The following is a 19256-nucleotide window of genomic DNA, read 5'->3' as shown; positions in this document are numbered from 1 at the left end:
CGGCAGGTCAGAACAGCTGGCGCCAATTGGCCTTGGCGAGGTCGAGGAGCTCATCGCCGCGGCCGGACATCACCGTGCGGATCGCATAGAGCGCGAAGCCCTTGACCTGCGCGGCCTCGATCGCCGGCGGCATGGACAGCTCCTGCCGCTCGGTGACGACGTCGAGCAGGGCCGGGCCGTCGTGCGCGAGCACCTCGCGGACAGCATCCGGGAGGTCTTCGCTGCGCTCGACCCGACGCGCGAAGATCCCCATGGCTTCGGCGATCGCCGCGAAGCTCGGGTTCTCCAGCCCCGTGCCGTACGTGACGAAGCCGGCGGCCTTCATCTCGAGCTCGACGAAGTTCAGCGAGGAGTTGTTGACCACGATCGTCTTCACCGGCAGTTTGTTCTGCGTCAGCGTGAGGAGCTCGCCGAGCATCATCGCGAGTCCGCCGTCGCCGGCCAGCGCGACCACCTGACGGTCGGGATGCGCGACCTGCGCGCCGATGCCGTGCATCAGGGCGTTCGCCATCGAGCCGTGCGTGAAGGAGCCGATCAGGCGACGCTGCTCCGTCATCGAGAGGTAGCGCGCCGCCCACACCGTGGGCGACCCCACGTCGGCGGTGAAGATCGCGTCGTCGGCCGCGTGCTCGTCCAGGAGCCGAGCCAGGTACTGGGGGTGGATGGGCCGGTTGCCCTTGGCGGGGACGGCGAGCTCGTCGAGCTTCTTCCTCGTCTTGCGGTAGTGCGCGATCGCGTCGTCGAGATGGCTGCGGTCGTCTTTCCTCGCCACTCGCGGCAGCAGCGCATCGGCCGTCGCACGCACATCGCCGACCAGCCCCAGATCGAGCGGATGCCGCTTGCCGAGCTGCGCGCCGCGGATGTCGACCTGGATCGTCTTCGCGTGGTCCGGATAGAACTGCTCGTACGGGAAGTCGCTGCCCAGCACCAGCAGGGCGTCGGCGGCCTCCATGGCGCGGAAGCCGGAGGCGAAGCCCAGCAGGCCCGTCATCCCGACATCGAAGGGGTTGTCGTACTCGATGAACTCCTTGCCGCGGAGCGCATGCACGATGGGAGCGCCCAGCTTGTCGGCGAGCGCGATCACCTCGTCATGGGCACCCTCGACACCGGCACCGGCGAGGATCGTCACGTTCTTCGCGGCGTTCAGCAGAGTCGCCGCCTTCTCGAGCTCCGCCGGGTTGGGCAGCACCACGGGCTGCGCGCGCTCGATCACGACGGCACGGTCGTCGGTGATGTCGGCGAGTGCGACGTCGCCCGGGATCACGAGTACCGCGACGCCCCGCTCCTCGATGGCCGCGCGCATGGCGATCTCGAGCAGTCGCGGCATCTGCTTGGGGTCGGCGACGTACTCGACGTAGACGCTGCACTCGCGGAACAGCTCCTGCGGATGCGTCTCCTGGAAGTATCCGGTGCCGATCTCGGTGGTGGGGATCTGCGCGGCGATCGCGAGCACGGGCACGCGCGAGCGGTTGGCGTCGTAGAGGCCGTTGATCAGGTGCAGGTTGCCCGGACCGCACGAGCCGGCGACGACCGCGAGCTCCCCCGTGGTGGCGGCATCCGCGGCTGCGGCGAAGGCGGCGGATTCCTCATGCCGCACGTGCACCCAGCGGATCGTGCCGTCTTTGCGCAGCGCGTCCGTGAAGCCGTTCAGCGAGTCGCCCGGGATGCCGTAAACACGGTCGATCCCGTTGGCGTGCAGAGTTTTGACGATGTTCTCAGCGACGTTGGCCATGCTTCGACCCTACGCCCGAGCAGCGACGGCGGCTCGGGCGTTGACAGGAGGACGCACCACCTCTCCGAGGTCGCACGAAAGGAAGGAGATCTCACGGTGTGAAGGAGTGGATGCGGCATCCGCTCCTTCATTCCGCGAGATCTCCTTCCGGGCGCGAGCCCCCGACCTGCTCGCCTCAGCCGATGCGGATCAGCTTCTTGTTCACGAACTCGTCGGCGGCCAGGTGGCCCAGCTCGCGGGCGGTGCCGCTGCGCTTGACGCCGCCGAAAGGCAGCTCGGGGCTGTCGGCCAGTACGAGGTTGACGTAGACCATGCCCGCCTCGATCTTGTCGGCGACGCGCTCGGCCTGCTCGGCATCCGTCGTGAAGACGTAGGAGCCGAGGCCGAAGGTCGTGTCGTTCGCGAGCTCGACCGCCGCGTCCTCGTCGGCCACGCGGTAGACGACGGCTGCGGGACCGAAGAGCTCTTCGCGGTACACGTTCATCTCGGGCGTCACATCGGCGAGCACGGTCGGGGCGAAGAATGCTCCGTCGCGGGTGCCGCCGGTGAGCAGCGTCGCACCCTGCTCGACGGCCTGGTCGATCTGCTTCTGCAGGTTCTCGGCCGCCGTCTCGGAGGCGACCGGACCGAGGACCGTGTCGTCAAGCGTCGGATCCGTCGCCTCGACGGCGGCCATCTTCGCGGTGAACTTCTCGACGAACGCGTCGTACAGCCCGTCGACGACGATGAAGCGCTTGGCGCCGTTGCAGGCCTGACCGTTGTTGTCGAGGCGCGCATCGACGCCAGCCTGCACGGTCGCGTCGAGATCGTCTGTCGAGAGCACGATGAACGGGTCGGACCCGCCCAGCTCGAGCGCGACCTTCTTGAGATTGCGACCGGCGATCTCGGCGACCGCGGCACCCGCACGCTCGGACCCCGTGAGCGAGACGCCCTGCACGCGCGGATCGGCGATCATCGTCGCGATCTGCTCGTTCGTGGCGAGCACGTTCTGGTAGGCGCCCTTCGGGAAGCCGGCGTCGTGGTAGATCGCCTCGATCGCGGACGACGACTCCGGGCACTGCGGCGCGGGCTTCAGCAGGATCGTGTTGCCCACGATGAGGTTCGGCGCGGCGAAGCGCACGATCTGGTACGCCGGGAAGTTCCACGGCATGATGCCGACGAGCGGCCCGAGCGAGGAGCGGCGGATGATGGCCGACCCCTCTCCCAGGATCGCGATCGGCTGGTCGGCCATGATCGACTCCGCCTGGTCGGCGTAGTACTCGGCGATGTCGGCGGCGAAGTCGACCTCGCCCAGGGCGGCCTCACGGGGCTTGCCCATCTCGCGGACGAAGATGTCGGCGAGCTCCTCCCGACGCTCGCGGTGCAGCTCGGCCGCACGGCGGACGAGGGCTGCACGATCAGCGACGGTCGACGAGCGGGACCACTCGCGGTGGGCCTCGTCGGCGGCGGCGACCGCCTGGTCGATCTGGTCGTCCGTGAAGGTGTCGAAGGACGCCAGAGTCTCTCCGGTCGCGGGGTTGATGACGGCGTAGTCGGTCATGTTCTCTCCTCCTCTGGCTGCTCGGTCAGGAGACCGGGATCAGCGTGTACTTGGTGGACAGGTACTCGTGGATGCCCTCGAACCCGCCCTCGCGTCCGACGCCGGACTGCTTCACTCCGCCGAAGGGTGCGGCGGCGTTGGAGACGACTCCCACGTTGAGACCCATCATGCCCGTCTCGAGCTTGTCGATCATCCGCTGGCCGCGCTGCAGGTTCTCGGTGAACACGTACGAGACGAGCCCGTACTCGGTGTCGTTCGCCAGGTGCACGGCCTCGTCCTCGGTCTCGAAGGTCGCGATCGCGAGCACCGGGCCGAAGATCTCCTCGCGGAGGATCGCGCTACCCGCGACGACGTCCGTGAGCACGGTGGGCTCGTAGAACGTCCCGGTGCCCTCCACAGCCTTGCCACCGGCGAGCAGAGTCGCACCGCGACCGACTGCCTCGTCGACGAGCTCGCCCGCCTTGGCGACGGCATCCGCGTCGATGAGCGGTCCGATCGCCACACCGTCCTCGGTGCCGCGGCCGATCTTCATGTCGTTGACCCGCTCTGTGACGCGCTTGGCGAACTCACCCGCGACGTCCTTGTGCACGATGAAGCGGTTGGCTGCGGTGCAGGCCTGGCCGATGTTGCGGAACTTCGCAGCGAGCGCGCCCTCCACGGCCTTGTCCAGGTCGGCGTCGTCGAACACCACGAACGGCGCGTTGCCGCCGAGCTCCATCGACACGCGCAGCACACCCTCGGCTGCCTGGGCGATGAGCTTGCGACCCACCTCGGTCGATCCGGTGAAGGAGAGCTTGCGCAGCCGCGGGTCGGCGATGATCGGTGCCGACAGCGCGCTGGACTTCGACGTCTGCACGACATTGACGACGCCTGCCGGAAGGCCCGCCTTCTCGAGCAGCGAGACGAAGAAGATCGTCGTCAGCGGGGTCAGTGCCGGGGGCTTAATGACGACCGTGCAACCGGCCGCGAGGGCCGGCGCGATCTTGCGGGTGGCCATCGCGAACGGGAAGTTCCACGGCGTCACGAAGAACGACGGCCCGACCGGACGCTGCGACACGACCATGTGGCCAGTGCCCTCGGGGTTGATGCCGTAGCGGCCGCTGATGCGCACGGCCTCCTCGCTGAACCAGCGCAGGAACTCGCCGCCGTAGACAACCTCGCCACGTGCCTCGGCGAGCGGCTTGCCCATCTCGAGCGTCATGAGCAGGGCCAGGTCCTCCTTGTGCTCCTGCACGAGGTCGAACGCCGTGCGGAGGATCTCGCTGCGGACGCGCGGGGCGGTGGCCGCCCACTCGTCCTGAGCGGCGACCGCGGCGTCGAGGGCCCGGATGCCGTCGGCCGGCGTCGCGTCAGCGATGGTCCGGATCACGGTGCCGGTCGCCGGGTCCTGCACGTCGAAGGTGCCGCCGGTCTCGCCGTCGATCCACTGACCGCCGATGAAGAGGCCGGTGGGGATGCTGTCCAGGAGCGCCTGTTCGGTCTGAGTGCTCATGATTCTCTTTCTGTGAGGAGGGCTATGCGCGCTTGCGTCGGCTGGGCGGTGCGTCGATGCCCAGCGTCTCGCCGCGGAAGAAAGCGGGCCGACGGACCGCGTTCCAGATCATGACCGCGATGCCGACGACGATGATCAGCATCCCGAGGATGAAGACGATGCCGACGCCGCCGATGTTCGAACCGGAGCCGTAGGCGGGGTCCATCGAGTCGATCAGCGTGGTGAAGAACAGCACCGCGAGGATCGCCCCGCCGACGAGCGGGAACAGGAACGTGAAGAAGAAGTTCCGTGTCGAGTCGAACCACTGCTTGCGGAAGTACCAGACGCACGCGAAGGCGGTGATCCCGTAGTAGAAGCAGATCATCATGCCGAGCGTGAGGATGGTGTCCCACAGCGTGTCCTCGCTCACGAGGCGCATCACCGCGTAGAAAGCCGACGCGACGATCGCCGACACGATGGTCGCGTACCCCGGGGTGAAGAAGCGCGGGCTGACCTTCGCGAACGACTTCGGCAGGGCGCCGTAGTGCCCCATCGCCAGCAGGGTGCGCGCCGGGCCCACGAACGTGGACTGCAGCGACGACGCCGAGCTGGTCAGCACCGCGAGAGACACCAGGAAGGCGAGCGGGCCGAGGATCGGGCCGGAGAGGTGGAAGAACACGTTCTCCTGGATGTCCTCGTTGCCGAGTCCCAGCGCTCCCGTGCCGACGCCGGCGAACATGATCATCGCGACGGCGAGCAGCAGGTACAGCGTGACGATCGTGACCACGGTGATCGTGGCCGCGCGACCCGGTGTCTTCTCCGGGTCCTTGGTCTCCTCGTTCATGGTGAGGGTGACGTCCCAGCCCCAGAAGATGAAGATCGAGAGCGACAGGCCGGCGGCGACCGCACTGAACGACGAGATGGCGAACGGGTTGAACCAGTTCAGGTCGAACGGCTGGTAGTCGAAGCCATTCCCGTTCACCGCCTGCACGATCGCCGCGCCGGCGAAGAACAGCAGGACGAGGATCTGGAAGCTCACCAGCCAGTACTGCAGCTTCTGCGTCGTCTGCATGTCGCGGTACGAGATCCAGGTCGCGCCGAGCATGAACAGCAGGCACACCCCGATGTTGATCCAGGTGACGCTGGCCAGACCCGCGATGTCCGGATTGCCGGTGATCTGCGAGAGCAGCAGGAAGAGGAAGTCGACCGCGATGCCGGCGAGGTTGGAGAGCACCAGGATCGTGGCGACCACCAGCCCCCACCCCGCCATCCACCCGATCCACGGCCCGAAGGCGCGTGCAGCCCAGGTGAAGGAAGTGCCGGAGTCGGGCATCCGGTTGTTGAGCTCCCGGTAGCCGAACGCGACGAGGAGCATCGGGATGAAGCCGACCAATATGATGGCCGGGATCTGCGCCCCGACCGTGGAGGCCACGGGGCCGACGGCGGCGGTGAACGTGTACGCGGGGGCGATGCACGAGATGCCGATCACGACCGCGCCGATCAGGCCGACCGTTCCGGCGCTCAGGCCCTTGGTGGAGATGCCGGTCGTGACACCGGATTCGGGCTCCGTCGCCCGGTTCGTGCTGCTCATCAGCGGTCTCCTGCTTCGTTGCGGGTACGCGGGACGACGATCATGGGAACGGGCAGCTCATGCAGCATCTTCGCTGCCGTGGAGCCCAGGAACAGGCGACGCGGCTGCGCCAGCCTGCTGGAACCGACCAGGACGACCTCGCCCGGGAGCCAGGAGAGATGGGCGACGGCGTCTTCGACGGAGTCGCCCGGCGCCTTCTCGACCGCGGCGGTGCGGCCGTCCGGCAGCAGTTCCGAGGCGACGGCGAGCACCTCCTGTCCGTGCGTGTCTCCGACCGTGCGGATCGCGCCCGTGTCGAGCCCCGGAGGAACGTCGAACGGCACGAGGGACACGAGACGGAGATCGACGTGGCTGTCGCCGGCGAGGGCGACCGCCTCATCGAGCAGCGCATCGGCGCCGGGGCGGGTGCCGACGGCGACCGTGACACGCGGGATCACATGGTCGTCCTGCTGCGCGGCGCCCACGGGTGCCAGCGCCACCGGGATGGTCGAAGAGTGCAACAGCTCGGAGGCGACGCTGCCGAGGCGGTGACGGCCGAAGATGCCCCCGCCCGCGGCGCCGATCACGATCAGCCTGGCACCGAACTCCTCACCGGCAGCGATGAGCCCCTCGGCGAAGGATTCGGAGAAGCGCACATGCCCGCTGCGGGTCAGCTCCTGCGGGAGCCGGACGACGGCGTCCTTGAGCCACTGCCGCGCCTGCGCCCTGATGTGCTCCTCATACGCGCGCTCCGGCGGGACGGCGGCACTGCGCGTTCCCTCGTTCGGCAGCACGATCACGAGGTGCAGGGTCGCACCGAGGCTGCGGGCGAGCCGGGCGCCGAGCGCCGCGGCATCCGCTCCCGCATCCGTCGCCGTGTATCCGACGACGACCGAGCCGGTCATCAGCTGCTGCTCTCGACAGCGCCGGCGTCGCGGCTCGCGTCGACGATGTTCGATGCGACGAGGTGGCCCATGCGGATCGCGCCGTCGACGTGCTGGTACCCGGCGCCGGCCATGTCGCTGCAGGCGAAGTGGATCGGTCCGACCGCCGTGCGGAGGTCCGCGCCGTAGCGGTGCAGGCCACCCATGTCGAAGCTCGCGGCGTACGCGCCGCGCGTCCACTCCTCGCTGCCCCAGTCGCTCTCGTAGTAGACGACCGGCTTCTTGGCTTCCGGACCGTAATAGTGCGACAGCGATTCGAGGATGCGCTCCTTGCGCTCCTCAGCCGATAGTTCGAACACGCCGTCGGCGTTGGCGTCGGAGACGAAGCCGACCAGGGTGCCGCGCTCGTCGCCGTGGTTGGTGTTGTCGTAGGCCTCGTGCGAGAGCTCGTACGGGCTGAACGCGGTGCCGCTGAGGCCCTGCTCACGCCAGAACGGCCGGTCGTACACGGCGTGCACCTTGATGACGAAGCCCATCGACAGATGCTGGTGCAACTGGTGCTGTCGGCGTGGCAGCGGAGGATCGAACGCGATGCGGCTGTAGAGCACCGGCGCATGCGCGAGGATCGCGTGGCGGGCGCGCACGGTGTGCTCGTCGGTGGTGGCGATGACGCCGGTGTCTGACCATTCCAGACCGCGCACGGGCTGGTTCAGCAGTACGTCGTCACCCAGGCGCTCAGCGAGCCGCAGCGGAACCTGCTGCAGACCGCCGACCACTCGCTTGTCGAGGATGAAGTCGGCATCGACGAGGTTCGAGTAGGAACCGGCGGACGCGGCCATCAGCAGCGACTGCAGCAGGGAGAAGGAGTGCGTGGGCTTGGTGAGCATCGCCGAGCCGGTGGCGAAGGCCAGGTTGCGCACGGCTTCGTCGTCGTCGGTCTGCGAGCGCAGCCAGGCGTCCCAGGTGATCGTGTCCCAGTCCTCGGCGCTGGGGTGGGCCCAGGGACGGTCCGGGTCGATCTCGGCGACGAGTGCGTCGAGGATCTCGGTGACCCGGGCGATCTCGGCCTCGGTCTCCGGCGCCACCGGGAACATCTCGCCCGTGAAGCGGTGTGCCTTCCCGTCGGGGCCGACATAGACGCTGTCGCCTTCGCGGTAGCGGCTGTAGGTCTCGAGCCCCAGCTCTTCGATCGTGTCCTTGAGCGCGGCCTGGTCGGGCGACACCCACTGGCCGCCGATCTCGAGCATGGCGCCCTCGATCACGTCGGTCCACAGGCGCCCGCCGACGCGGTCACGGGCCTCCAGCACGGCGACCGACAGGCCGGCCTTGCGGAGGTCGTTCGCCGCCGTGAGCCCTGCGGCTCCGGCACCGATGATCAGTACGTCGCGAGTGATCTCAGCCATCTGCAACTCCTTCGTTGGGTGAAACAGTGCCGGTCGCGACCCGAAATCCCCCGATCGGGGTCGCGACCGGACAGGGGTGTCACGCCGCGGCGAGCGCCGCGGCGACGATGTCGAGTCCCTCGTTCAGCAGATCGTCGCCGATCGAGAGCGGGGGAAGGAAGCGGATGACGTTCCCGTAGGTTCCGCAGGTGAGGACGATGACACCCTGAGCGATGCAGGCCTTGGCGACCGCGGCCGTGAGAGCGGCATCCGGAGCCTGGGTCTCGGGATCGACGAACTCGGCGGCGATCATCGCGCCGTGGCCGCGGACGTCGCCGACGCGCGGGTCGTTCTGCTGGATCGAGGTGAGACGCTGCGTGAGGATCGCGCCCATCTCACGGGCGCGCTCGATCACGCCGTCGTTCTCGAACACGTCGATCGAGGCGAGGGCGGCGGCGCAGGCGATCGGGTTGCCGCCGTAGGTGCCTCCGAGGCCACCGGAGTGCGAGGCGTCCATGATCTCGGCGCGGCCGGTGACGGCCGCGAGCGGGAGGCCGCCGGCGATGCCCTTGGCCGTGGTGATCAGGTCGGGCTCGATGCCGAAGATCTCGCTCGCGAACATGTGCCCGGTGCGGGCGAAGCCGGTCTGCACCTCATCGGCGATGAAGACGACGCCGTTCGCGCGGCACCAATCGACGATCGCCGGCAGGAAGCCGTCGGCCGGGACGATGAAGCCACCCTCGCCCTGGATGGGCTCGATGATGACAGCGGCCAGGTTGTCGGCGCCGATCTGCTTCTCGAGCTGCAGGATGACGCGAGCCGCAGCGTCGCCGCCATCGAGCCCGTCGCGGAACGGGTACGACATCGGTGCGCGGTAGACCTCGGGGGCGAACGGACCGAAGCCGCTCTTGTACGGCATCGACTTGGCGGTGAGCGCCATGGTGAGGTTCGTGCGGCCGTGGTAGCCGTGGTCGAAGGCGACGACCGCCTGACGACCGGTGTGCTTGCGGGCGATCTTGATCGCGTTCTCGACAGCTTCTGCCCCGGAGTTGAACAGGGCGCTCTTCTTCGCGAAGTCACCGGGGGTGATGCGGTTGAGCGCCTCGGCGACGCCGACATACGACTCGTACGGCGAGATCATGAAGCAGGTGTGCGTGAACTGCGCGGCCTGGGCGGCCACGGCTGCGGCGACCTTGGGGTGCGCGTTGCCGACCGTGGTCACGGCGATGCCGGAGCCCAGGTCGATCAGCGAGTTGCCGTCCGCGTCGACGATCACTCCGCCACCGGCAGCCACGGCCGCGATCGGGACGGTGTGCCCGACCCCGGCCGCGACGGCATCCGCCTTGCGTGCGAGGATCTCGGCCGAGCGAGGGCCGGGAAGGTCCGTGACCAGGCGACGCTCCTGCGGGAGGTCGGGTCCGCCGAGAGGGACTGCGGGTGCTGCGGTGTCGAGGAGTGCCATGTTCGCGAGCGTACGGCGGCAGCAGAGCCCCTCGCACTAGCCACCTTGTACAATCTAGGCGAAGCGTTCGCCAGACTGTACAGCCGAGAGGTTCATCATGGCCACCACCGAACCCGACCAGCCGACGCTGCGGGCGCTGCTCCGCCGTCGGGACCTCGGGCTCGCACTCGTACCCCTCGAAGAAGACCTGCCGGAGGGGGCTCTCGACCGCCCGCTGCGCTGGGTGCACAGTTCCGACCTGGCCGACCCGACCCCCTTCCTCTCCGAGGACCTCGCATTGCTGACCACGGGCACGCAGTTCGACGAGGCCGTCGACATCGACACCTACGTGGGACGCCTCGCCGAACGGGGGGTCCTCGGGCTCGGCTTCGGCACGGAGGTGCATCGGTCCGGCATTCCGGAGGAGCTCGTCGCCTCGTGCGCCGCGCACGGGATGCCGCTGTTCGCGGTGCCGTACCGCACGCCGTTCATCGCGGTCGCCCGCGCGCACTCCGAGGCGATCGCCGCCCAGGCTTACGCCCGACGGTCCTGGGCGCTCGACACCCAGCGCGCCCTCGCCCTGGCGGCTCTCCGGCCCAGCGGGCTCGAGGCGACCATCGCGGAACTCGGACGACGACTCGACGTCTGGGCCGGAATGTTCGATGCGGCGGGGGCGGTCGTCGCCGCCCACCCGCGCGACCGCCTCCATGCCGAGCTACTCGACGCCCTGAGCGAGCGGGTGATGGAGATCCTCACGCGCGGGCTGGAAGCGAGTCAGTCGCTCACTCTCGGAGATCACGCATTCATGCTGTTCACCGTGGGCCGCGGCGGGCACCTGCGGGGAGTGATCGCTCTGGCGCTCGACGCGCTCGACCCGGAGGCGCGGTCGGTCGTGACGTCGGTGATCGCCATGGCGGGGCTCGCGATGGAGCAGAGCGAACAGCTCGCACGGAGCCGGCGGCGCCTGCACGCCCAGCTCCTCGGCTCCCTGCTCGCCGACGATCCCACGCTGGCGAGAAGAGTGCTCGGCGGCCTGCCCCCTGCTCCGGTGATCGTGGCCGTCGCCGCGGATGCCCCTGCCGGCCCGCTGGGCGAATGGTGGGAGCGGCATCGCTCCGAGCACGGCACTCCCGTCTTCCTCGCCGAGTCCGAGGACGGCGTGACCATGTGCGTCTCCGCCGGCGAGGAAGGCCTCTTCGACGAGGTCGCCACGCGCTTCGGCATCCGCATCGGCGTCTCCGATCCCGACGGCTACGACTCGTTCGCCCGCGCGCACGCGCAGGCTCTGACTGCTCTTCGCCAACAGGGAACGCACGGGGTCGCCCGATACTCCGAGACGGTGGGCTCCAGCATCCTCACCGCGCTGGCGACCGATGAAGCGCGTCTCGTCGCGGAGTCGCGTCTCGCGCCACTGCGCGAGCACGATGCCCGCACCGGGGCCGAGCTGGAGCGCTCGCTGCGCACCTGGTTGGAGCACGATGCGAGGGCCGAACCCGCCGCATCAGCCCTCGGGGTGCATCGGCACACCCTGCGGTCCCGCATCGCTCAGGCCGGGGGCCTGCTCGACATCGACCTCTCGGCATTCCCGGCACGCGCCGAGCTGTGGACCCTCCTGCAGACAGCCCGGGACTGAGCCGCGCACGACCCGCGGGTGACCAGCGAGGGGCGGGCGGCCCACCCGCCCCTCGCCGCCCGAACAGCCCCCACGGCCATCCGTTCATCCCCGGACGGCTCCCACAACCGTCCGCATCCCCCGAACGGCTCCCCCGCCGTCCGCAACCCCGGACAGCCATCCGCGCAGCTCCCACAGCCACGCGCACAGCCCCGCGACCGCTCGGACGGCTCCCCCACAAGCCACCCACGCAGTCCCCATCACCGGACGAACGCCCCCATCGTCGTTCGCACCGCGCTCCGCCCAGACGTTCCGCAGCCTCACGGAGTCGCTGTGCATCGCCCTACTCACCGTCTCGTCCCTTCTCCCTGCTCCGGATCGTCCTCTGCCACCCTCACTCAGAAGAAGGCAGCACCGTAGGGCCATTCGTCCCTCGACCTCCCGCCGGGAGGGCTTCGGTCCGCGCACGCCACCGCGCCGGCACTCGAACGCCGAGGCAGGGCCATCAGCTCGTCAGCCTTCGTCGTGCATCCGCGAGAGTTCGAAGACCGCCGCCTGCGTCCGGTGCGTGAAACCCAGCTTCCCGAGCATCGAGGTGACGTAGTTCTTGATCGTCTTCTCGGCGAGGCCGAGGCGGTCCGCGATCTGCCGGTTCGTCAGGGCGTCGGCGATGAGAGCGAGGATCTGCCGTTCGCGCATGCTCAAGGACGCGAACCGCGGATCAGCGGAATCCGTGGATCCCGAGGCGACCTGGCCCGTCGCCCGACGCACCGTGGCGGGATCGAGCAGCCGACGGCCCGCAGCGACGGCGCGCACGGCTTCCGGAAGGTCCGCAGCGCGCACCGTCTTGAGCAGGTGCCCGTCCGCCCCGGCCATCACGGCCGCGATCACCGCGTCGTCGTCGTCGTAGGCCGTGAGGATCAGGCACCGCATGCCCGGGTGCCGCTGCCGGATGGCCCGGCACAGGTCGATCCCGCTGCCGTCCGGCAGGTGTACATCGAGGACCACGACATCGGGAAGCGTGGCCGCGATCCGCCTCGTCGCCTCCCGACAGCCCCCCGCCTCGCCGACGACCTCGAGATCCGGAGTGGCCTGGATCACACCCGCAACGCCCCGGCGCACCATCTCATGATCGTCGACCAGGAACACTGCGATCATGCCCGACACTCTCCTGTACCCGCTCGCGCATCCGGTCTGCCGGGGCACGTCTCTGGCACCGTAACGGGCGTTGCGCGGCCACGACCGGGACCATGGTCCCGGCTCGATCGGGTGTGCGGACCTCCGGTATCGGGATCCCCGCCGGCGACGCGCCTGCCATATACCGGCTGAGCGTTGCAGACCGGTCGGTCTCCGGGGAAGGTGGAGGGATGCAGGACAGATGCCGACAGACGCATATTACGCCCGGCCCCCAGCAGGATGACGGGGACGACGCTCCCGCGACACGCGCACCTCGACTTCTCGCCACCCGCCGTCAGCTCCGCGGTCTGGTCGGCTTCTCGCCGGACACGGCGGGCCAGCTCGACGCCGACCGGGTTCTCACCCGCATCGTCCGGGCCGCCGCCGACCTCATCGAAGCCCGCTACGGCGCCTTGATCGTGATCGATGCGGCCGGCACCGTCGAGCGTTTCATCCACGTGGGCATCGATCAGCGGACTGCGGTCGCGATCGCCGATCCGCCGGAACCTGGGACGCTGTTCCGCGCGGTGGTCGACAGCGGCCGCACGATCCGTCTGAACCAGATGAGCGATGACCCTCGATCCGCAGGGTTCCCTCCGCATCACCCTGTCATGGAGGGGTTCCTCGGGGTTCCGGTCCGAAGCCACGGCGAGGTGTGTGGCGTCCTCGTGCTGTCGAACCGCCGCACCGGTGTCTTCACGATCGAGGATGAGGAGCTCATCGAGTCGATGGCCGTGACCGCGGGAATCACCGTCCACAACGCGCGCGAGGCCGAGGAGGCTCGTCGCCAGCAGCGCCTGAATCGAGCGCTCTCGGATGTGAGCGCCGTGCTCCTGACCCCTCAGCGCGAGGACATCCTCGACGTCATGGCGGAACGCGTCACCCACGTGGTCGCCTGCGACCTCGTGACGATCGTCGTCCACGTGGATGCCGACCACCTCCGCATCGACGCTGCTCGAGGTCCGCTGTCCGCCGCGTACGAACACGGCGTCCTCCCGGCGGCGAGCTCGGTCGCCGCGCACGCCATCGCCAGTGGAGGCGTGGTGAGCGGGAGCCTCACCGACGAGGCCACCCACACCAGCCTGGCAGGAGACCAGGATGCCGCGGGACCCACGGTGGCCGTCCCCCTGGTGGCCGCCGGGCATGCGATCGGAGCCCTGTGCGTCACGCGAGCGGCATCCGGCAGCGACTTCTCTCCGAACGAGATCGACGCGATCTCCGATTTCGTCGCCCAGGCGGGTCTCGCGACCTCGCTCGCCTGGGCTCGAGAGGATCGGCAGCACCTCGACATCATCGAAGAGCGCAACCGCATCGCCCGCGACCTGCATGACAACGTCATCCAGCGGCTGTTCGCGACGGGGATGAGCCTGCAGGCGTTCGCCGCCACCGACCCCGCTCACGCCGAAGAACTCGAGCAGCACGTCGCGGAGATCGATGCGGCCATCACCGACATCCGTTCGGGGATATTCTCGCTCCGGACGCGCCGGGTGAAGAGCAAGGATCGTCCCGTGCGCCGACGGGCGCTCGATGTGATCACGGAGCTCACTCCGGCGCTGCCGTCCGCGCCGACGGTCACCTTCGTGGGTCCGGTCGATCCGGTCGTCACCGGGAAGCTCGCCGATGATGTGGTCGCCGTCATCCGCGAGGCGCTCGCCAACGTCGCCCACCATGCGCAGGCCAGCAGCTGCGCCGTCAGCGTCGCCGTCTCGGAGAAGGAGGTGGTCGTCTCGGTGCAGGATGACGGTGACGGCATCGCCGAGTCCCTCGGTGACCCCGGCGGGACCGAGAACCTCGCGGAGCGCGCCGCGCTGCATGGCGGCACGTTCACGCTGGATCAGCGGACGGACCGCGGAACAACGGCACGCTGGAGCGTCCCCCGACCCGTATGCCCCGACAAGGCGGCGCCGCCACCGGGGCGTCGCCGCAGTGAGGACGGCGCTCGACACGAACTGCCCCGCGGTCGCTCGACGGAGTGAGCGTCCGCTGCGGTCGGAGCCGACTGGTCACACGGTGCACGAGGGCCGGCAGTGCGACATCACATAGGCCATGAAGTCCGTCATGAATCCGGAGATGCCCTGGTCCCTCACGGCCGGGTCGGTGCTCCTGATCGCGGGCGCCCGGGTCGCGGAGAATGCGGGGGACGCGGCGAGGAACTGCGCGGCGATGGCAGCCATCCCGTCTGCCTCGGTCTGCGTGGACACGGTGATGCCGAGCTCGGCGATCAGTTCGGGGTGCGCATCGGCGAGGACTCCGCGCCCCGTCATGATGAGCAGCAGCAGCTCCAGGTCGGTCGACGACGCGAGGCGAGGATCGAGAGCGGCCTCGTCCCCCGCAGCCCGCACGCCGACGCTCGTCGCGGCCGCGACTTCGGATGTGGCGTAGCCGGTGGCGCCGTACGCCGAGGACACCCCTGTCAGCGACAGGGTGAGGGCCACGACGGTGGATGTGAGGAGAGCGGTCTTCTTGCGGGCGAGCATGGATGTTCCTCCGGATCGTCGGTGATGCGGAGAAAGTACCACAGGAGTGAAATGTAAAACAGTACTCGATCTGCGGCGACCGTCGCTCTCAGGCAACCCCAGCCGGTCCGCGACCGGCCAGCAGCCGTCGACAGCGGCGGACATCGTCCGCGCTCTGCGAGACCAGCGCATCGACCCCCTCGAAGTGCAGCGTGGGCCGCAGCCGGGCGACGAGCGTCACCGCCAGCGTCCGGCCGTACAGATCGAGGTTCACATCGTGCAGATGCACCTCGACCCGCCTCTCCCGGTCGCCGGCGAAGGTCGGATTCGTCCCGACGCTGACGCTCGCGGGCCAGACCTCCGGTTCGTCGTCGATACGCGTCCACGCCGCGTAGATCCCATCGGCGGGCAGGTCGCTGCCGTCCAGCGCCAGGTTCGCCGTCGGGAAGCCGAGCTCGCGCCCCCGCCCGTCACCGGGCACGACCACGCCGACGACGATCGCGGACGGCGAAGTGCTCACGCGCTCGCAGACCCGGCGATCGACCGATAGCGGCTCTGATGGAAGACCAGCGGCTCCACGTCGTCGAACAGCGTGATGTCGGCGATCTCATACAGGGCGATCTCGTGGTCCCCGCCGTCGAAGGTGCTGTGCAGGCGGCAGGTGAGCCAGAGCGCGGCATCCGAGATCAGCACGGCGCCGCCCTCGGTGCGCTGCCAGTCATGCCCGCCGAAGCGATCGCCCTCACGCGCCGAGAGCGAGCGACTGAGCGGCTCGTGATGCGCGGCCAGCACGCTCATGCCGAGCTCGGGCACCTCGCGGAGCAGCGGCCAGGTCTTCGAGGTCCGCGCTGCGCTGATGGCGACGAGGGCGGGCTCGAGCGAGATCGACGTGAAGGAGTTGACCGCCATCCCGACGGCACGGTCGTCGAGGTGCGCGGCGAGGGCGACGACACCGGTCGGGTACACCGAGAACGCCCGGCGGAGGGCCAGGTCGCGGGGCAGGGCGTCGGTCACGGCAGACGTCATTTCGGCTTCCTTTCGTTAGTCAACTTTGACTAGTTTTGATTGTAGGCAACTTTGATCATGCAAACAACCGAAATCTGAGATCGCAGCCGTTAGCATGAGGGGCATGTCGACCACCCGCCTCGTCGTCCTCGGCGCCGTGAAGCAGTTCCAGCCCGTGCACGGGTACTTCCTCCGCCGCGAGCTCATGACATGGCACGTCGATGAATGGGCGCACATCCAGCCCGGATCCATCTACAACGCGCTGCGCGCCCTGGAGGTCGACGGCTACATCGCCGAGAGCGGCACCGAGGCGGAAGGCAAGCGCCCGGCACGCACGACCTACCGGATCACGCCGTCCGGCGAGGTCGAGTTGCAGCGGATGCTGCGCGAGAACCTCTGGAACGTGGCGGCCTTCGACACCCAGGCGATCATGACGGTGGCCTCGTTCATGTTCGTGCTGAGTCGGCAGGAGGTCATCGCCGGTCTCGAGCACCGCCTCATCAAGAGCGACGCCATCATCACGCAGAACGGCTTCGACGTGCAGGACACGCTGCGCTCCGAGACCACCCCGAAGTACGTGCGGGAGATCTTCGACCTGTCCACGGCGCGGCTCACGGCCGAGAAGCAGTGGCTGCTCGACCTTCTGGAGCGTCTGCGCGGCGGGGAGTACACGTTCGCCGGCGAGACGGAAGAGGCCGCACCCGCCGCGGCCCCCACGCAGTAGCGACTCAGCGCGACGCGACGAGTGTCGCGATCGATCCGGGCGTCAGCGCCGGCGTGGTCGCCCCGCGGTGCTGAGCCACGACGGCTCCGGCGGCGCAGGCGCGGACCAGAGCTTCCTCGATCCCCTCTCCCTGGGAGAGCGCAGCGGCGAGCGCACCGCAGAAGGCATCGCCTGCCCCCGTCGTGTCCACCGGGTCGATCCGGAAGGCGGCGACGTGCACGGGACCTCTTCCCGAGCGGTGAAGCGTCACTCCCCCGGCACCCTGTGTGAGGACGACCGTCTGCGCGCCGGCCTCGTGAAGTCGGTCGATGCCGCCGAGCTCGACGCACTCGGTCTCGTTCACGACCAGGACATCGACATCGCCGAGCATCCTGATCGTCGCGGCATGCGCGGGGGCGGCGTTGAGGATCGTCAGTGCGCCGGCAGCTCGAGCCGCGCGCAGTGCGGCAGCGACGCTCTCTACCGGCACCTCGAGCTGCGCGAGCACGACCGCAGCTCCCGCGATCCCGGTGACCGCGTCTTCCGGTGTGAGGTCGCCGTTGGCGCCGGCCGCGACGATGATGCTGTTGTCCCCGCCATCGAGGGCGAGCACGTGGGCCACCCCGGTCGGTGCGGTATCGCTGCGGCGGAGAGCGGCCACCACTCCGGCCTCCGTCAGCGTCTGCTGCAGCAGGTCGGCTGCCTCATCCGCTCCCACCACGGCGCAGAATCCCGTGGGCGCCCCGCTACGGGCGGATGCCACGGCCTGATTCAGGCCCTTGCCGCCGGAGAAGCGTCCGCCGGCTCGCCCGAGGAGGGTCTCGCCGACGCGTGGGGGGCGCGGAACCTCGACCACGAGGTCGAGGTTCGCGCTCCCCACGACGGCGACACCGGTGAGGGTGTCAGACACGCGACATCGTCCGCCGGTACTGCGATCCGGTGTGCGAACCGGCGAGTGCCGGGGTCGGCGTGCCGATCAGACGCTCGCGCAGCGACTGCGGCTCCGACGAGGGTTCGACGATCGCGCCGCGCTCCTTGAGGATCGGCAGCACATGCTCGATGAAGTCGACGGTCGATGCCGGCGGGATGACGGGGGCGAAGAGGAACCCGTCGAGGTCGGCCCCGTCGGCGAGCTCGATCATCCGGTCAGCCACCTGCTCGGGGGTGCCCACGATAGGGCGGGCGCCGACACCGTGCGCGTGCCAGTCGCCGAGCACGTCGCCGACGGTCTTGTCGGCGAAGCGGGCGACCTGCGTCTGCGAGAGCTCGGTGCTCAGCTCGGACATCGGCGTGTTCGGCGCGTACGCCGACAGGTCGAGGCCGGTGAACCAGGCGTACGAGGCGACCGTGACATCCGGGTTCTGCGCGTCGGCGACCTCGGCGTACTTGCGCTGCGCCTCTTCCTCCGTGCTGCCGACGATCGCGGCGAACGCCGACATGATCTTGACCTCGTCGGCTCCGCGTCCGTTCTTCACGGCCTCCTCGCGGATCGCCGAGGAGTGTGCGCGGAGCTGCTCGACGGAGCCGCTGCCGACGAAGATCGCCTCGCCGTGCTTGCCGCCGAACTCACGGCCGGCGGGCGACGCCCCTGCCTGGAATAGCACCGGGGTGCCCTGCGGCGAGCGCGACGTGTTGCCGTAACCGTGCGAACGGAAGTAGGGGCCGTCGTGCGCGATCCGGTGCACCTTGGACGGGTCGGCGAAGCGGCCGGACTTGTCGCGCTCCAGCGCTCCCTCCTCCCACGCCTGCTCCCACAGCTTGTAGACGACCTGCATGAAGTCGTCGGCCATCAGGTAGCGCTCGTCATGACCGACCATCGGCACGCCGAAGCCCTGCACCGCGGTGTCGGCCGTGCCGGTGGTGACGACGTTCCAGCCGATGCGGCCGCCGGAGAGGATGTCGAGCGTCGCCATCCGGCGAGCGAACGAGTAGGGCGGCTCGAGGAGGGTCGAGCCGGTGGCCACGAGGCCCAGACGCGTGGTCTCGGGAATGAGGGCGGCGAGGATGATCGCCGGGTCGAGCCGCGGCAGGTCGAGCCCTTCGGTCGAGCAGATGTCGGGACGCTCGCCCGCGACGTCGGCCCAGCCCCAGGCATCCGCGAGGAACAGGAAGTCGAACCCGGCGTCTTCGACCATGCGTGCGGTGTCGCGCCAGTACTCGAGCTTGTCGAACAGGTAGCGCCCGTTGTCGGGGTGACGCCAGGTGGCGGTGCCGGAGTCATTCGCCTGGGCGTTCTCGAAGAGGCCGAGGCGCAGCTGCTTGACGGTGTTCTGATCGGTCATGT

General features: G+C 69.2%; 16 protein-coding genes. 3 read left to right on the top strand and 13 right to left on the bottom strand.

Annotation, left to right across the window (positions count from 1 at the left end):
* Nucleotides 1-7 precede the first annotated feature (7 nt).
* The 7 genes from poxB to gabT all read right to left on the bottom strand — a co-directional run bounded on the left by poxB (nt 8) and on the right by gabT (nt 10041).
* The gene (gene poxB / locus J7E45_RS15870) at nt 8-1732 is read right to left on the bottom strand and encodes a ubiquinone-dependent pyruvate dehydrogenase (RefSeq protein WP_215070530.1); all 1725 of its coding nucleotides are present in this window, start codon (nt 1730-1732) and stop codon (nt 8-10) included.
* Nucleotides 1733-1907: 175 nt separating this feature from the next.
* The gene (locus tag J7E45_RS15865) at nt 1908-3272 is read right to left on the bottom strand and encodes an NAD-dependent succinate-semialdehyde dehydrogenase (RefSeq protein WP_215070528.1); all 1365 of its coding nucleotides are present in this window, start codon (nt 3270-3272) and stop codon (nt 1908-1910) included.
* Between the two features lie 25 nt (nt 3273-3297).
* Nucleotides 3298-4764, bottom strand: coding sequence for an NAD-dependent succinate-semialdehyde dehydrogenase (locus tag J7E45_RS15860; protein WP_215070526.1), 1467 nt, complete (start codon nt 4762-4764; stop codon nt 3298-3300).
* 22 nt (nt 4765-4786) lie between these two features.
* The gene (locus J7E45_RS15855) at nt 4787-6334 is read right to left on the bottom strand and encodes an APC family permease (RefSeq protein ID WP_215070524.1); all 1548 of its coding nucleotides are present in this window, start codon (nt 6332-6334) and stop codon (nt 4787-4789) included.
* Nucleotides 6334-7218: a universal stress protein gene (locus J7E45_RS15850; protein ID WP_215070522.1), complete on the bottom strand. Its 885-nt coding sequence runs from the start codon at nt 7216-7218 to the stop codon at nt 6334-6336. Before J7E45_RS15850 ends, J7E45_RS15855 begins: the two co-directional genes overlap by 1 nt.
* The gene (locus tag J7E45_RS15845; protein WP_215070520.1) at nt 7218-8600 is read right to left on the bottom strand and encodes an NAD(P)/FAD-dependent oxidoreductase; all 1383 of its coding nucleotides are present in this window, start codon (nt 8598-8600) and stop codon (nt 7218-7220) included. Before J7E45_RS15845 ends, J7E45_RS15850 begins: the two co-directional genes overlap by 1 nt.
* Nucleotides 8601-8679: 79 nt before the next feature.
* The gene (gene gabT / locus J7E45_RS15840) at nt 8680-10041 is read right to left on the bottom strand and encodes a 4-aminobutyrate--2-oxoglutarate transaminase (RefSeq protein WP_215070518.1); all 1362 of its coding nucleotides are present in this window, start codon (nt 10039-10041) and stop codon (nt 8680-8682) included.
* Nucleotides 10042-10138: 97 nt separating this feature from the next.
* Here gabT and J7E45_RS15835 point away from each other — a divergent pair, with 97 nt between their 5' ends.
* Complete coding sequence (locus J7E45_RS15835; RefSeq protein ID WP_167634340.1) at nt 10139-11653, top strand: PucR family transcriptional regulator; 1515 nt, start codon at nt 10139-10141, stop codon at nt 11651-11653.
* 492 nt (nt 11654-12145) lie between these two features.
* On the opposite strand, the gene J7E45_RS15830 is transcribed toward J7E45_RS15835, so the two are convergent.
* The gene (locus tag J7E45_RS15830) at nt 12146-12790 is read right to left on the bottom strand and encodes a response regulator transcription factor (RefSeq protein WP_215070516.1); all 645 of its coding nucleotides are present in this window, start codon (nt 12788-12790) and stop codon (nt 12146-12148) included.
* A 209-nt stretch (nt 12791-12999) separates the two neighbouring features.
* Between J7E45_RS15830 and J7E45_RS15825 the strand changes: the two genes are divergently transcribed.
* Nucleotides 13000-14784 (top strand): GAF domain-containing protein, encoded by a 1785-nt coding sequence (locus J7E45_RS15825; protein ID WP_215070514.1) that lies wholly within the window; start codon nt 13000-13002, stop codon nt 14782-14784.
* A 27-nt stretch (nt 14785-14811) separates the two neighbouring features.
* Here the strand turns inward: J7E45_RS15825 and J7E45_RS15820 are convergent, their stop codons facing one another.
* The 3 genes from J7E45_RS15820 to J7E45_RS15810 all read right to left on the bottom strand — a co-directional run bounded on the left by J7E45_RS15820 (nt 14812) and on the right by J7E45_RS15810 (nt 16290).
* A complete protein-coding gene (locus tag J7E45_RS15820) occupies nt 14812-15285 on the bottom strand; it encodes a hypothetical protein (RefSeq protein ID WP_215070512.1) in 474 nt (157 codons plus the stop codon).
* Between the two features lie 88 nt (nt 15286-15373).
* Nucleotides 15374-15784 (bottom strand): riboflavin kinase, encoded by a 411-nt coding sequence (locus tag J7E45_RS15815; RefSeq protein ID WP_215070510.1) that lies wholly within the window; start codon nt 15782-15784, stop codon nt 15374-15376.
* Nucleotides 15781-16290: a flavin reductase family protein gene (locus J7E45_RS15810; RefSeq protein WP_215070508.1), complete on the bottom strand. Its 510-nt coding sequence runs from the start codon at nt 16288-16290 to the stop codon at nt 15781-15783. Before J7E45_RS15810 ends, J7E45_RS15815 begins: the two co-directional genes overlap by 4 nt.
* 103 nt (nt 16291-16393) lie before the next feature.
* Between J7E45_RS15810 and J7E45_RS15805 the strand changes: the two genes are divergently transcribed.
* Nucleotides 16394-16993, top strand: coding sequence for a PadR family transcriptional regulator (locus J7E45_RS15805; protein ID WP_091029674.1), 600 nt, complete (start codon nt 16394-16396; stop codon nt 16991-16993).
* A 4-nt stretch (nt 16994-16997) separates the two neighbouring features.
* Here J7E45_RS15805 and J7E45_RS15800 read toward each other — a convergent pair whose 3' ends face one another.
* Both J7E45_RS15800 and J7E45_RS15795 read right to left on the bottom strand, forming a co-directional pair.
* Complete coding sequence (locus tag J7E45_RS15800; RefSeq protein WP_215070506.1) at nt 16998-17882, bottom strand: ribokinase; 885 nt, start codon at nt 17880-17882, stop codon at nt 16998-17000.
* Complete coding sequence (locus J7E45_RS15795; protein WP_091029668.1) at nt 17875-19254, bottom strand: NtaA/DmoA family FMN-dependent monooxygenase; 1380 nt, start codon at nt 19252-19254, stop codon at nt 17875-17877. Before J7E45_RS15795 ends, J7E45_RS15800 begins: the two co-directional genes overlap by 8 nt.
* Between the last annotated feature and the right edge of the window lie 2 nt (nt 19255-19256).

Source organism: Microbacterium sp. ISL-59 (assembly GCF_018613945.1).
Lineage (GTDB): Bacteria > Actinomycetota > Actinomycetes > Actinomycetales > Microbacteriaceae > Microbacterium > Microbacterium oxydans_B.
Note: the sequence above shows the minus strand (reverse complement) of the source record. Positions and strands in the feature narration are given on the sequence as shown.